This window comes from Aestuariivirga sp. (assembly GCF_044238155.1).
Classification (GTDB): Bacteria; Pseudomonadota; Alphaproteobacteria; order Rhizobiales; family Aestuariivirgaceae; genus Aestuariivirga.
This window is the reverse complement of the sequence record NZ_JBIIDX010000093.1, coordinates 1-14,456: the sequence shown is the minus strand read 5'-3', so window position 1 is coordinate 14,456 and position 14,456 is coordinate 1. Positions and strand designations below refer to the sequence as shown.

Genomic DNA, 14,456 nt, shown 5'->3' with positions numbered 1-14,456 from the left:
CCGCTCCTCGAGGGCGACATCGTCAACATCGACGTGACCCTGATCGTCGATGGCTGGCATGGCGATTCGAGCCGCATGTATCCGGTGGGCCAGATCAACCGCAAGGCCGAGCGGCTGATCGAGGTGACCTATGAATGTCTGATGCGCGGCATTGCCATGGTCAAGCCCGGCGCCCATCTGGGCGACGTCGGCCATGCCATCCAGAGCCATGCGGAAGCCGAACGCTGTTCGGTGGTGCGCGATTTCTGCGGCCACGGCCTCGGGCGCAACTTCCATGACCATCCCAACGTGCTCCACTACGGCCGCATGGGCGAGGGCGTGGAGCTGAAACCGGGCATGTTCTTCACCATTGAGCCAATGATCAATCTCGGGCGCCCGCATGTGAAGATCCTGGGCGACGGCTGGACCGCGGTCACCCGTGACAAGTCCCTCTCCGCCCAGTTCGAGCACACGGTGGGCGTCACGGAGACTGGTGTTGAAATCTTCACGCTGTCGCCAAACGGGCTGCATCACCCGCCCTACAGGATCTAGTTGGCAATGTCGGGGTTCGAGGACGCGGGAAATGACGGCGTTCCCCACTTCCTCGGCCACCGTGAACGCCTTCGAGAACGATTTCGCGAACATGGCGGACAATCCCTTCCCGATTACGAGCTGCTTGAAATGGTTCTGTACCGGGCCATCCGGCGCGGTGATACGAAGCCGCTTGCCAAGCGGCTGATCACCCGGTTCGGAAGCTTTGCCGAGGTGATGAGCGCGCCGCCCGACCGGTTGATGGAGGTCGCAGGCGTTGGCGAGGCGGTTGCCACCGAGATCAAGATCGTGCATGCGGCAGCCATGCGGCTGATGCGCGGCGAGGTCTTGAACCGGCCGCTTCTGTCGAGCTGGAACGCCATTCTGGACTATGTCCGCGCCGCCATGGCCTTCAGCGACACCGAACAGTTCCGCATCCTGTTCCTCGACAAGAAGAACCAGCTGATTGCCGACGAGGTGCAGCAGCACGGCACCGTCGATCACACGCCCGTCTACACCCGCGAGGTCATCAAGCGTGCCCTGGAGCTCGGCGCCTCGGCAATCGTGCTGATCCACAATCACCCGTCCGGGGATCCCGCGCCATCGCTGCCAGACATTGAAATGACCAAGAAGATCGTCGATGCCGGCCAGCGGCTCGGCCTCACCATCCACGACCATGTCATCGTTGGCCGGAAGGGAAGCTTCAGTTTCCGGTCGAATGGGCTGATCTGAGGCGCGCCAGCGCCTCGGGCGTGTCGACATCGGTCAGCACGGCATCGTCAGGCATGCCGACCTCGACACTCTCGTCGGCCAGCGCATCGAGAAGGCTGCGGGCGCCGGCATCGCCCGACATCGACTGCAGCGCCTCGAAATGCTGGCGCCCCCACAGCACCGGATTGCCGCGCCTGCCGCCGAACACCGGAACACAGATCGAGCGGTGCTCGGCCGGATTATAGGCCGCGATCAGGCGCCGGACCGTCTGCGCGTCAACCAGCGGCATGTCTCCCAGCGCGATCAGGACGGCATCGGTATCCGGCGGCAAAGCCGCGACACCGGCCCGCAGCGAGGTCGAGAGGCCTTGCGCAAACTCACTGTTGTGCACCAACCGCACCGGCAATCCCTCCAGAGCGTGCCCGATCATGCCTGCATCGCGGCCAGTGACCACCACGGCGAGGTCAACGGCCTGCCGGATTGCCGCCACCGTGCGGCGGATCATCGGCTGCCCGCCGAGTTCTGCCAGAAGCTTGTTCTCACCCATGCGGCTCGACTGGCCGGCCGCCAGCACCACCGCCGCCACCCGCGGTGCGCGCTGCACCCTGGCCTTGCCCTCGCGCGGGGCCGGCCGCGTCGGAATTTCGGCAAGCAGGCCGCCTGCACCCATGTCCATGATGTCGAGGGCGCTGACCGGCACATCCGCCATGACACGCGCCAGCACCCAGTCAAACCCGTTGAGCTTGGGCGAGCGCGCGCAGGAGGGAACGCCGATCACGGGCACTGGCCCGAGGGCACCGAACATCATCAGGTTGCCGGGATCCACCGGCATGCCGAGATGCACGACCTGCCCTCCTGCGCGATGCAGCGCCATTGGAATGACATCACCACGATCGACGATGGCCGACGCACCGAAGACGAGCACCAGCTCGGCACCGGCCGCCAGCTGCCCGGCAATCGCCTCCGCGACGCTGGCGATGTCGTGAGCCACCACAGCCACCGCCGACAGTGCGCCCCCCAGCGACGATACCCGCTCGCGCATCGCCTCCTCCGACTTGAGCAGAAGCGCCGGCTTGGTCTGAGGCAACCGTGTGATGATGAGGCCGACCCGCTTCTCCCGAAAGGACCTGACCTGCACCAGCGGCCGCTCTGCGATGATCGCCAGCGCATCGTCCAGCACCCGGCGCGGAACCGCGAAGGGAATGACCTTCACCGTGGCCACCATTTCGCGTCCATCGACACTGGCAAAGGGCGGCACGGTGGCAAGGGTGAGGCTTTCATCGAGCCGGTTCAGTGCCGTGACGCGCGCGGCATCGACCAGCGCCAGCCCCCTGCAGCTGGCATAGAGATTGGCCCTGCCGGTGAAGGGCGCCTGCGCCAGCGTGCCTTCGCCGCCCAGAACCGCTGCCACGGCCGCTGCGGCTTCGTCTTCGGGCACGTCACCAGGCTCGAGCCGTGCCGCGAAGACCCGCGCCACACCGGCAGCCTCGAGCAGGACGATGTCATCGCGGGTCAGCACCCGGCCCTTCTTGAACATTCCGTCCCGATGCTTGACGGCATGAGCGAGGATCGCGCCTGCGGACTCGTTGAGCGGCATTTCCCCGAAGATCATGCTTACTCCCCGAGACGCAGGGCGCGCGTCACGTCTGCCATGATCGACACCGCGATTTCCGGCGCACCCCGCGCACCAATCGCCAGCCCGATCGGCCCGCGGATGCGCCGCAGCGTATCTTCAGGGAAGCCCGCGGCGGCAAGCCTCTCGAGCCGCGACGCCTGAGTTTTCCGCGAGCCCAGCGCGCCGACATAGAACACGTCGGAGGTCAGCGCAGCCTTCAGCGCCGGATCATCGATCTTGGGATCATGGGTGAGAGCCATCACAGCCGTTCTCGGGTCAAGGCCGATGCCGGGCATGATCTCATCCGGCCAGTCGGCACGAAGCGTGACGCCCGGAAAACGCGCGCCGGTGGCAAAGGCGCCGCGCGGGTCGATCACGGTGATGTCATAGCCCAATTGCTGGGCGATCGGTATCACGCTCTGGGCAATGTGAACCGCCCCGATGATGATCAGCCGCAGGGGCGGATTGAAGACATTGACGAACTGGCCGTCATGGCTGCCCGACTGATCGAAGCGAAAGGCGTCCTCAAGCTTCGCTGCAAGCGGATCTGCCGTCAGCGCGGACCGCTCCACCAGCCGCTGCGCACCGCTGGCAAGGTCAGTGACCAGCGCCACCGCACGGCGGCTGGCGCGGGCGTCAAGGAGAGCATCCAGAACCTCGCGCTTCACCGCACCGGCTCCACATAAACGGAAATGCGGCCACCGCAGGCGAGTCCCACCTTCCAGGCCGTTTCATCCGCAACACCGAACTGCAAGAGCCTGGGCTGGCCGGACGCGATGACATCGATCGCCTCCGTCACCACCGCACCCTCGACGCAACCACCCGAAACCGAGCCGATGAAATTGCCATCGGCATCGATGGCGAGCTGGCTGCCGAGCGGCTGCGGGGCTGATCCCCAGGTTTCAACGACGGTCGCAAGCGCAACCTTGCGGCCCTCCTGCAGCCAGCGCGCCGTCTGCTCAAGGATGGTGTGATCGGATGCAGCCATGGCGGACCTCCTATTTCCCTGCCCTGCGCAGCCATCTGCGCGGCTCAGCGCCCGCGGGCGAAGCCGCCGTCAGGGCGGTGGCCAGATCCGCAAGACTGTCAAGCGAGTGGACCGGACGAAACTCATCGACATGCGGCATCATCGCCCGGATGCCGCCCGCCACGGCTTCGAAACCATCATAGCGCAGCAGCGGGTTGAGCCAGATGATCCGTTTGGTCTGACGCCGAAGCCGTTGCATCTCATGGGCCAGCGTATCGGTATCCTCGCGGTCGAGCCCGTCGGTCATGATCATGACCTCAGCACCCTGGGTCAGCACGCGGCGGGCCCAGCTGTAATTGAATTCGCGCAGGGAGGTTCCGATGCGAGTTCCGCCAGACCAGTCCTTGACCGCTCCCGATACCTTGGCCATGGCCTCGTCGACGTCCCGGCGCCTCAGCTCCCGCGTCACGTTGGTGAGCCTCGTTCCGAACAGAAAGACCTGCACCCGGTCACGCTCATTGCTCAGCGCATGCAGGAACTGCAGGAACATGCGCGAGTAGTTCGAGCACGACCCCGAAATGTCGCAAAGCACCACGAGCGGCGGCTCGCGCCAGGATTTCTCGCGGTGCGAGAGGTCGATCAGCTGGCCGCCGGCCCGCAGCGAGTTCCTCAGCGTGCGCCGCATGTCGATGGAAAGCCCGCGCGAGGCGGGCTGCCAGCGCCTCGTCATGATCTCGCTGCGCCGCAGACGGAGCCTGGCGATTGCCGCGCGGGCCTGCGCCTGCTCGGCCACCGTCATCTGCTCGAAGTCCTTGCGGCGCAGCACCTCGTCGGCCGACGCGGTGAAGCTGGCGTCGACGTCGATGTCATCCTTGCTGTCGCGCTTCGAACTCTGGCTGTCGCGGCTGTCGAACATCGCCTCGGCCAGCCTCCTGAAGCCCGCCTTTCTGGCCTTCTCGCCGACATCGCGGGCTGCCTGGTGGAAGAACAGCTGCATCAGCTGCTCCAGCATCTTTGGCTTCTTCCAGAACACATGAAAGGCCTGGTCGAAGAGTTCGCGCTGGTCGCGCCGCTTCACGAACACGGCATGCAGCGTCCAGTAAAAATCATCGCGCGTGCGCAGGGGCCCGCTCATCGCCGCATCCAGCGCATCAAGCACGGCACCGGGTCCCACTGGAATGCCAGCCTCTCGCAGCACGCGGGCAAAATGCATGATGTTCTCGGCCAGCCTGCCCGACGGCGGGCGCTGGTTCTGGTTGGCGGGCGGCGCGAAGGGAGCGCCTGGCGTCATGTATGCGCCATGGTGCGGATCTCGTCCTTGATCTGATCGAGGATGCGCTTGGCCTCGGAGCCCTGCATGCGGCTGATGTCATCCTGATATTTCAGCAGCACGCCGAGCGTGTCGTTGACGATCTGGGGGTCGAGCGACATGGCGTCCAGCTCGTGCAGGGCGGTCACCCAGTCCAGCGTCTCGGCCACGCCGGGAGCCTTGTAGAGGTCGCCGGCACGCAAAGACCGTACGAACAGCACGACCTCGCGGGCAAGCGCGTCGGATGCCTGCGGGCGCCGCGCCTTGACGATCTCCAGCTCGCGCAGAGCATCAGGATAGCCAACCCAATGATAGAGGCAGCGGCGCTTCAGCGCATCATGGACTTCACGCGTGCGGTTCGAGGTGATGATAACGATCGGCGGCTCCTCCGCGCGGATCGTGCCCAGTTCCGGCACCGTCACCTGAAAATCGGACAGGACCTCAAGGAGAAAGGCCTCGAAGGCCTCATCCGTCCGGTCGAGCTCATCGATCAGCAGGACCGGGGCCTCGCCGCTTGGTGCATCGAGGGCCTGCAGCAGCGCCCGCCGGATCAGGAAGCGCTCGGAAAATATGTCCTGGCCAAGCCGGGCCCGGTCCAGTTCGCCACTGGCCTCGGCAAGCCGGATCTCGATCATCTGGGCGGAATAGTTCCATTCATAGACCGCGGAACTGATATCGAGACCTTCGTAACACTGCAGCCGGATCAGCTTGCGGCCAAGCGTCTGGGCGAGAACCTTGGCGATCTCTGTCTTGCCGACGCCTGCCTCGCCTTCAAGGAACAGCGGGCGGCCCATCTTGAGCGCCAGAAAGGCAACAGTTGCCAGGTCACGCCCGGCGACATAGCCGGTTGACCGTAACAGCTCCAATGTCTCGTCAATGCTTTCCGGCGGTTTTCTCAACATCTGCATCATCCTGGGATCCGGGCGGGCGGCGCTCAACGAAAAGGGCCCGCGGCAGTCTGCGCGGGCCCTCCATTGGCGCCAATGCCGCGTCTACTTCGCCGCGTCGACAGCCCGCTTGGCCATGACCGTGATCAAATGCGCACGATAGTCAGCCGAGGCGTGCAGGTCGCTGTTGAGCCCCTTGGCGGGTACGGACACGCCATTCAAGGCGGCGCTCGCGAAATTCTTCGACAAGGCCGCTTCCATTGCCGCCACCCGGAACACGCCGGCGCCGGCCCCCGTCACCGCCACCCGCGCCGACCCGTCGGCGAGCTGGGCGGCCATTACGCCCACCATCGCATAAAGCGACGCAGGGTTGGGGAACTTGGCGTAGCCGCACTTCTTCGGAATAGGAAACTCGATTGCCGTGATGATCTCACCGTCCTCGAGCGCGGTCGAAAACATGCCGGTGAAGAAATCACCCGCGGCGATCTTGCGTTTGGAGGTGTGGATGGTGGCGCCCAGACCAAGGCAGGCAGCGGGATAGTCAGCTGCCGGGTCATTGTTGGCAACGGAGCCGCCAATGGTTCCCCTGTGCCGCACATGCGGATCGCCAATGCCGCCAGCCAGCGCCGCAAGCCCGGGGATCGCCTTCCTGAGCCCTGCGTCTCCGGCCACTTCGGCATGGGTGGTACCAGCCTTGATGACCACAGTGGCGCCAACGCTGACGCCACTGTTCTTGAGGCCACCGAGATCGATGATGTCGGAGGGTGAAGCAAGCCCCTGCTTCAGCGCCGGGATCAGAGTCTGGCCACCGGAGAGATATTTTCCATCGCTGGCAGCCTTCATCGCGGCGGCTGCATCGGCAGCCGAGGCAGGACGGTGATAGGTGAAGTTTTCCATTTTCCTGTTCCTCCTGCCTTATTCCGCAGCCTTCTTGAGCGGCTGCAACGCCTTCCAAACCACATGCGGCGTGGCCGGCATCGGCACGTCCCGGACACCGAGGGCATCGGTGACGGCATTCATGATGGCCGCCGGCGATGCAATCGCACCCGCCTCGCCGCAGCCCTTCACGCCGAGCGGATTGGACGGACTGGGCGTGCAGGTGAAGTCCACCTTGAAGGATGGAATGTCGGCTGCCCGCGGCATCTGATAGTCCATGTAGGAGCCGGTGAGCAGCTGCCCGGAGGCCTTGTCATAGACGCAGCCCTCGGTCAGCGCCTGGCCGATGCCCTGGGCGATGCCGCCATGCACCTGGCCCTCGACGATCATCGGGTTGATGATATTTCCGAAATCATCCACGGCCGTGTAGCTCACCACGTCAGTGACGCCGGTATCGGGGTCGATCTCGAGCTCGGCGATGTGCACACCCGCCGGGAACACGAAGTTCGACGGATCGTGGAAGGCAGCCTCCTTGAGGCCCGGCTCGATCTCGGCCGAGTTGAACTTGTGGGCGACATAGGCAGACAGCGCCACTTCACCGAAGGCCATCTTCTTGTCGGTGCCCTTGACGGTGAAGGTGCCGTTCTTGAACTCGACGTCATTGACCGAGGCCTCCATGACAGCCGCAGCGACGCGCTTGGCCTTGGCCTCGATCTTGTCGAGCGCCTTGGCAATGGCCGTCATGCCGACAGCACCCGAGCGCGAGCCATAGGTGCCCATGCCGAACTGCACCTTGTCGGTGTCGCCATGAACGATCGACACGTTGTTGATGTCGATGCCGAGCCGGTCGGAGACAAGTTGTGCGAAGGTCGTCTCGTGGCCCTGGCCGTGGCTGTGCGAGCCGGTGAGCACTTCTACCGTGCCGACCGGATTGACGCGCACCTCAGCCGACTCCCACAGGCCGACACCGGCACCGAGCGAGCCAACCGCCGCCGACGGCGCGAGGCCGCAGGCCTCGATGTAGGACGAGAAGCCGATGCCACGCAGCTTGCCCCTCTTCGCGGCATCCGCCTTGCGGGCCGGAAAGCCCTTGTAATCGGCGATTTCCAGCGCCTTGTCGAGGGAAGCACCGTAATCGCCTGCGTCATAACACAGGATGACCGGCGTCTGGTGCGGGAAGGAGGTGACGAAGTTCCGGCGGCGGAATTCCGCCGGGTCCATCTTCAGTTCACGCGCTGCCGTCTCGACGATACGTTCGACCACGTAGGTGGCCTCGGGGCGGCCGGCACCGCGATAGGCATCGACGGGGGCAGTGTTGGTGTAGATCGCATCCACCTCCGCGTAGATGTTCGGGATGTTGTACTGGCCCGACAGCAGCGTGGCGTAGAGATAGGTCGGCACGCAGGAGGCGAAGGTGGAAAGATAGGCGCCCATCGCCGCCTTGGTATGAACCCGGAACCCGGTGATCTTGCCGCTGGCATCGGTGGCCAGTTCGGCGTGGGTCACATGATCACGGCCATGAGCATCGCAGAGGAAGCTTTCGGAGCGCTCCGCCGTCCACTTGATGGGACGGCCGCCGATCTTCTTCGAGGCCCAGGCGCAGACGACCTCCTCGGCATAGATGAAAATCTTGGATCCAAAGCCGCCGCCCACGTCCGGCGCGATGACGCGAAGCTTGTTCTCCGACGTCAGGCCGTGGAAGGCCGAGATCACAAGACGCGCCACATGCGGATTCTGGCTGGTCGTATACAGGGTGTAGACTTCGGTGCCGGTGTCATAGGAACCGATCGCGGCACGTGGCTCCATGGCATTGGGAATGAGCCGGTTGTTGACGAGATCGATCTTGGTGACGTGGGCCGCCGACTTGAAGGCGGCGTCGGTTGCCGCCTGGTCGCCGATCGACCAGTTGAACACCCGATTGTCCGGGGCGACCTCGTGGACCTGTGCCTTGTGGCCCATCGCCTCGGCGACATCCACAACATGCGGCAGCACGTCATAGCTAACGTCCACGGCGTGGGCCGCGGCCTTGGCAAGCTCCTTGGTCTCGGCCACGACGACGGCCACATGGTCACCGACGTAGCGGACCTTGCCCATCGCAAGGATCGGGTGCGGACCCGCCTTCATGGGCGAGCCGTCCTTGGAGTGAATCATCCAGCCGCAGATCAATCCGCCGATCTTGTCGGCAGCCACGTCTTCACCGGTGAACACTCCGACCACGCCCGGCATCTTGCGGGCCTTGGCGGTGTCGATCTTCTTGATGGCGGCGTGGGCGTGCGGACTGCGCACGAAATAGGCATAGGTCTGCTTCGGCAGGTTGATGTCGTCGGTGTAATTGCCTTTGCCAGTGATGAAGCGCTGATCTTCCTTGCGCTTGACGCGGGCGCCGATGCCGGTTCCGTTATCCATAGCTTGCTTCTCCCCTGATCACATGTTGGCCGCGCCAGCCCTGACGGCGGCGACGATGTTGTGGTAGCCGGTGCAGCGGCAGATGTTTCCTTCCAGCTCGTGCCGGATGGTGTCCTCGTCGAGCGTCTTGCCAAGGCGATTGACCATGTCGACGGCGGCCATGATCATGCCGGGCGTGCAGAAGCCGCACTGCAGACCGTGATGCTCGCGGAAGGCCTCCTGCATCGGATGCAGCTTCCCGTTGGACGCCAGACCCTCGATGGTGGTCACATCAGCCCCGTCATGGGCAATGGCCAGAGCCGTGCAGGCCTTCACCGCCTTGCCATTCACATGCACCACGCAGGCACCACACTGGCTGGTGTCACAGCCGACATGCGTGCCGGTGAGACCGAGCTTGTCGCGGATGAACTCAACCAGCAGCGTGCGGCCTTCAACCTCACCGCACACCGCCTGACCATTCACCTTCATCGAGATTGCAGGCATCCTATCCTCCCGGAATTGAACTGCGCTCAGCCGGGCCACGGGTGCCAGATGGACGTCGGCACACGGCCCCGGCCGGGGCGCTTCTTCTAATCGTAATCCCTCGCTCATACTCATCCGCGATTTCACCACCGTCAAGTGCGGCGATTGGCCCGCCAAGCACAATCCGCCCTGCCCGGTTTTGTTGCGCCGCACACCGAGCGCTGAACCGCCGTCCCCGCAGCCCCGTAACCACTGGTGTTCAAAAATTGGAGGCATTGATGCGTCAGCTGGCTGGTCTGGTCCTTGCGATGTTGCTGCTGGTTTCGCCGGCTGCTGCTGAAGACGTCGACACGGCGACCTTCCGGGCCGTGATCAGCGCCCAGATCGAGGCATTCCAGGCCGATGACGGGCAGCGCGCCTATGGCTATGCCAGCCCGTCAATTCGCCAGATCTTCCCGACCGCCGAGATCTTCATGGACATGGTGCGGCGCGGCTACCAGCCCGTCTATCGGCCGCAGTCGCTGTCTTTCGGCGAAGCCGGCACCAGCGCCGACGGGCGTCCGTTCCAGAAGGTCACCATACTCGGGCCCGACGGCCTGACCTATGAGGCGCTCTACAGTTTCGAGCTTCAGCCCGATGGCAGCTGGCAGATCAGCGGCTGCGCTCTGGTCCGGGCACCGGACCTCAACACCTGACCGCCCATATCCGCCATGACGGAAAATGGACGACCCATGGCGAAAAATCCCTATCGGCTGATAGCGTAAGCGCCTAGGTTCCTGCCCCGGAAACAGGAGTAGGCCCATGCAGCCCAAAGTCATCATAACCTGTGCAGTCACCGGCGCGGGCGACACCGTCGGCAAGCACCCAGCCATACCGGTGACGCCGGAGCAGATCGCCAATTCCGCCCTTGAGGCGGCAAGCGCCGGGGCCACCGTGGTGCATTGCCATGTGCGCGAGCCTTCAACCGGCAAGGGCTCACGCAAGGTGGCCTACTACCGCGAGGTGATGGAGCGTATCCGTGACCGCAACAAGGAGGTCATCATCAACCTGACCGCCGGCATGGGCGGTGATGTGGAAGTCGGCGCCGGCGAGAAGCCGCTCGACTTCGGGCCGGGGACCGATTGCGTGGGACCGGAGGAGCGGTTGATCCATGTGAAGGAATTGCGCCCGGAAATCTGCACGCTCGATTGCGGCACCCTCAATTTCGGCGACGGCAATGCCATTGTCGTGCAGACCCCCACTCAGCTCCGCGAACAGGCCAGGCTGATCAAGTCCTACGGCGTGAAACCTGAAATGGAAATCTTTGATTCCGGCAATCTCTGGTTTGCCAAACAGCTCTGCGCCGAAGGACTTGTCGAGGGGCCGCCCCTGTTCCAGCTGTGTCTCGGCATTCCCTGGGGGGCACCCTATGACAGCGAAACCATGGCCTATCAGAAGGCGCAGCTCCCGAAGGATGCGATCTGGGCGGCCTTCGGCATCGGCCGCAACGAGTTTCCGGCGGTGGCGCAGGCTGTTCTGCTCGGCGGCCATGTACGGGTTGGCCTCGAGGACAATCTCTGGCTCGAGAAGGGCGTCTATGCCTCCAACGGCACGCTGGTCGAGAAGGCGGTGAAGATCATCGAAATTCTTGGTAGCAAGGTCGCCTCGCCGGACGACGGCCGCGCGATCCTGAAACTCAGCCCCAGGAAGAACTGACATGGCCAGGCCCCCGACCAAGACCAAGACCAAGACAATCAAGACCGTCGGAATCGCAGGAACCGGCCTTATCGGTGCGGGATGGGCCGCACGGCTCCTGTTCCGCGGCTTCGACGTCATCGCCTATGACGTCTCGCCCAGCGCGGAAGCAAAACTCAAAGCCCAGATCAAGACCGCCTGGCCATCGCTGGAAGCGCTGCTGGGAAAGCCGAAGAAGAAGGGCAAGCTTCGCTTCACCACCGACCTCAAGGAGATGGCCTCAAAGGCCGACTTCATCCATGAGGCCGCACCGGAACGCGAGGACCTCAAGATCAGACTGTTCCGTGACATCGACGCCATCGCCGCGCCGCATGTGATTATTGCATCGTCCTCATCGGGCTTCCTGCCGTCCAACCTGCAGAGCAAGTGCAAGCACCCCGACCGGGTGATCATCGGGCATCCTTTCAACCCGGTCTATCTCTTGCCGCTCGTGGAGACGGTGCCGGGCGCCAAGACCTCGGCCCAGGTCATGGACCGCGCCGGCGAATATTTCGAGTCGATCGGCATGCATGTGCTGCGCCTCAAGAAGGAGATCATGGGCTATATCTGCGACCGGCTGCAGGAAGCCCTGTGGCGCGAGGCGCTGCACATCCTCAACAAGGACATCGGCACCACCGGCGACATTGACGATTCGATTGTCTATTCCGCCGGCATGCGCTGGGCCTTCATGGGCTCCTTCCTCACCTATCATCTGGCGGGCGGCCCCGGCGGCATGCGCGACTTCATCAAGCAGTTCGACCCGACGCTGGAACTCGACTGGACCGACCTCAAGTTCCCGAAATGGAACGAGACGCTGGAGAAGCGCCTGGTCGAAGGCTGCGAAGCGCAGGCTGGCGGCAGAAGCGTTGCCGCGATCGAGGCCAAGCGCAACGCCGTGCTGGTCGACATGATGAAAGTGTTCCGCAAGCACAAGATCGGCAGCGGCCTGGTGCTGGAACGCGAGAAGACGGCCCGCAAGGCCGGAAAGAATAAACGCAAGTGACGGCGGTGGCCATCACACAGGGAGAATGACATGCCGCAGCAACGCGTGATGATAACGGCCGCAGCAGACGGGATTGGCAAGGAAATCGCCCGGGCCTTTGCCCATGAGGGCGCGCGGGTCCATATCTGTGACGTGAACGAGGCCGCCCTCTCGCAGTTCCGCGCCGATTTCCCGGATATCGCGGCCAGCCGGGTGAATGTCCGCAATGAAGGCGAGATCAACGCCTGGTTCGACGATGCGCTGGATGATCTGGGCGGGCTCGACGTGCTGGTCAACAATGCCGGCATCAAGGGCCCGACCTCGCCCGTCGAAGGCATTGACCTCGCGGGCTGGCGCGAGTGCCTCGAGGTCTGCCTCGACTCCTACTTCCTGTGCGCCAGGCGCGCCGCGCCTGTCATGAAGGCGCAGAAATCAGGCTGCATCATCAACATGTCGTCGAACGCCGGTCAGCACGGCTTCGGCAACCGCACGCCCTACGCCGCCGCCAAGTGGGGCGTCATCGGCCTCACCAAGTCGCTGGCCATCGAACTTGGCCGCTACAATGCGCGCTGCAACGCCATCTGCCCTGGCTCGGTGAAGGGCGACCGGATCAACCGGGTGATCCAGGGCGAGGCGGATGTCCGCGGCGTTCCCTTCGAGGTGGTGGCGCGCGAGATCGTCGGCAACCAGTCGCTCGAGCGCCTCACGGAGGCTCATGAGGTGGCAGCCCTCGCGGTGTTCCTTGCCTCGCCGCAAGCCTTCATGATCAATGGTCAGGACATCGCCATCGACGGCCATGTCGAGACCTTCCACATCAAGTGAGCGCTGGCATGGATTTTTCGCTTTCCGAAGAGCAGCAGATGATCGTCAAGACGACGCGAGATTTCGTCGTCAACGAACTCTATCCGCATGAAGCCGAGATCGAGGAGACGGGAGTGCTGCGCCCCGAGCTGCGTGATACGATCAGGCAGAAGGCAATTGCAGCGGGGCTCTATGCCGCCAACATGCCAGCCGAGGTCGGAGGCGCCGGCCTCGATACGCTGACCTGGGTTCTCTACGAGAAGGAACTGGGCCGCGCCAACTACGCGCTGCACTGGACCTGTGTCGCCAGGCCCTCCAACATCCTGATGGCCTGCGTGGGAGCTCAACGCGAGAAGTACCTCTTTCCCAGCGTGCGCGGCGAGAAGGCCGACTGCCTGGCCATGACCGAGCCCGGCGTTGGCTCTGACGTGCGCGGCATGAAGACTTTCGCACGCGCCGACGGCGATGATTTCGTCATCAATGGCACCAAGCACTTCATCAGCCATGCCGATGAGGCGAGCTTCGTCATCCTGTTTGCCGCAACCGGCGAGGAGGAAACACCGCGCGGCAGGAAGAAGCTGATCACCGCCTTCCTGATCGACATGGGAACGCCGGGCTTTACCGTGCGCAAAGGCTATCGCAACGTGTCGCACCGCGGTTACAACAACTCTATCTTGGAGTTCAGCGATTGCCGGGTGCACAAGAGCCAGATTCTGGGCGAGTTGCACAAGGGCTTCGAGGTGGCCAATGACTGGCTGGGTGCAACCAGGCTTCAAGTCGCCGCCACCTGCATTGGCCGTGCCGAGCGCGCGCTCGAGCATGCCAAGCAATGGGCGGTGGACCGTCAGCAGTTCGGCCAGCAGATCGGCAAGTTCCAGGGCGTGTCCTTCAAGCTTGCCGACATGGCGATGGAGCTCAAGGCGGCGGAACTACTCACGCTCGAGGCGGCGTGGAAATTCGACCAGAAGACGGTAACCGACATGGACATGGCCATGGCCAAGCTCAAGGCCACCGAGATGCTGGCCTTCGTCGCCGACGAGGCGATCCAGATTCATGGCGGCATGGGGCTGATGTCGGACCTCCCGCTCGAACGCATCTGGCGCGACGCGCGCGTCGAGCGCATCTGGGAGGGAACCAGCGAAATCCAGCGCCATATCATTTCCCGCGCGCTGCTCCGGCCGCTGGGCGGATAGGATGAATACGCGCCTCCAGTGTCC

15 protein-coding genes are annotated in these 14,456 nt (G+C 64.0%); 7 read left to right on the top strand and 8 right to left on the bottom strand.

The window, feature by feature from the left end:
• Positions 1 to 531 (top strand): type I methionyl aminopeptidase (gene map, locus ACILRN_RS10775; RefSeq protein WP_395688171.1); only part of this gene is annotated, 531 nt, incomplete at its 5' end.
• Positions 532 to 537: 6 nt separating this feature from the next.
• Positions 538 to 1,242, top strand: coding sequence for a DNA repair protein RadC (gene radC, locus ACILRN_RS10770; protein ID WP_395688170.1), 705 nt, complete (start codon positions 538 to 540; stop codon positions 1,240 to 1,242).
• Here radC and ACILRN_RS10765 read toward each other — a convergent pair.
• From ACILRN_RS10765 to ACILRN_RS10730, 8 genes are all read right to left on the bottom strand, one after another.
• A complete protein-coding gene (locus ACILRN_RS10765) occupies positions 1,214 to 2,833 on the bottom strand; it encodes an NTP transferase domain-containing protein (RefSeq protein ID WP_395688168.1) in 1,620 nt (539 codons plus the stop codon). The two genes, radC and ACILRN_RS10765, sit on opposite strands and share 29 nt — an antisense overlap.
• Before the next feature lie 2 nt (positions 2,834 to 2,835).
• Positions 2,836 to 3,504, bottom strand: a complete 669-nt coding sequence (locus tag ACILRN_RS10760) for an XdhC family protein (RefSeq protein WP_395688166.1) — start codon at positions 3,502 to 3,504, stop codon at positions 2,836 to 2,838.
• Positions 3,501 to 3,824: an XdhC family protein gene (locus tag ACILRN_RS10755; protein WP_395688164.1), complete on the bottom strand. Its 324-nt coding sequence runs from the start codon at positions 3,822 to 3,824 to the stop codon at positions 3,501 to 3,503. The genes ACILRN_RS10760 and ACILRN_RS10755 overlap by 4 nt, the downstream gene beginning before the upstream one ends.
• A gap of 10 nt (positions 3,825 to 3,834) precedes the next feature.
• Positions 3,835 to 5,094 carry a VWA domain-containing protein gene (locus tag ACILRN_RS10750; protein WP_395688162.1) on the bottom strand — a complete coding sequence of 420 codons (1,260 nt, stop codon included), beginning with the start codon at positions 5,092 to 5,094 and terminating at the stop codon, positions 3,835 to 3,837.
• A complete protein-coding gene (locus ACILRN_RS10745) occupies positions 5,091 to 6,014 on the bottom strand; it encodes an AAA family ATPase (RefSeq protein ID WP_395688160.1) in 924 nt (307 codons plus the stop codon). The genes ACILRN_RS10750 and ACILRN_RS10745 overlap by 4 nt, the downstream gene beginning before the upstream one ends.
• A gap of 90 nt (positions 6,015 to 6,104) precedes the next feature.
• Entirely contained in the window at positions 6,105 to 6,896 is a 792-nt protein-coding gene (locus ACILRN_RS10740) for an FAD binding domain-containing protein (protein ID WP_395688157.1), read from the bottom strand.
• Between the two features lie 18 nt (positions 6,897 to 6,914).
• On the bottom strand, positions 6,915 to 9,281 hold the full coding sequence (locus tag ACILRN_RS10735; protein WP_395688155.1) for a xanthine dehydrogenase family protein molybdopterin-binding subunit: 2,367 nt from the start codon (positions 9,279 to 9,281) through the stop codon (positions 6,915 to 6,917).
• 18 nt (positions 9,282 to 9,299) lie between these two features.
• On the bottom strand, positions 9,300 to 9,764 hold the full coding sequence (locus ACILRN_RS10730; RefSeq protein ID WP_395688153.1) for a (2Fe-2S)-binding protein: 465 nt from the start codon (positions 9,762 to 9,764) through the stop codon (positions 9,300 to 9,302).
• A 257-nt stretch (positions 9,765 to 10,021) separates the two neighbouring features.
• Here ACILRN_RS10730 and ACILRN_RS10725 point away from each other — a divergent pair, with 257 nt between their 5' ends.
• The 5 genes from ACILRN_RS10725 (at position 10,022) to ACILRN_RS10705 (ending at position 14,432) form a co-directional block, all read left to right on the top strand.
• On the top strand, positions 10,022 to 10,438 hold the full coding sequence (locus ACILRN_RS10725; RefSeq protein WP_395688151.1) for a DUF4864 domain-containing protein: 417 nt from the start codon (positions 10,022 to 10,024) through the stop codon (positions 10,436 to 10,438).
• Between the two features lie 106 nt (positions 10,439 to 10,544).
• Positions 10,545 to 11,438 carry a 3-keto-5-aminohexanoate cleavage protein gene (locus ACILRN_RS10720; protein ID WP_395688149.1) on the top strand — a complete coding sequence of 298 codons (894 nt, stop codon included), beginning with the start codon at positions 10,545 to 10,547 and terminating at the stop codon, positions 11,436 to 11,438.
• A gap of 1 nt (position 11,439) precedes the next feature.
• Positions 11,440 to 12,459, top strand: a complete 1,020-nt coding sequence (locus ACILRN_RS10715; RefSeq protein ID WP_395688147.1) for a 3-hydroxyacyl-CoA dehydrogenase NAD-binding domain-containing protein — start codon at positions 11,440 to 11,442, stop codon at positions 12,457 to 12,459.
• Between the two features lie 30 nt (positions 12,460 to 12,489).
• Positions 12,490 to 13,260 carry an SDR family oxidoreductase gene (locus ACILRN_RS10710; RefSeq protein WP_395688145.1) on the top strand — a complete coding sequence of 257 codons (771 nt, stop codon included), beginning with the start codon at positions 12,490 to 12,492 and terminating at the stop codon, positions 13,258 to 13,260.
• An 8-nt stretch (positions 13,261 to 13,268) separates the two neighbouring features.
• A complete protein-coding gene (locus ACILRN_RS10705) occupies positions 13,269 to 14,432 on the top strand; it encodes an acyl-CoA dehydrogenase family protein (RefSeq protein ID WP_395688143.1) in 1,164 nt (387 codons plus the stop codon).
• Positions 14,433 to 14,456: the final 24 nt, after the last annotated feature.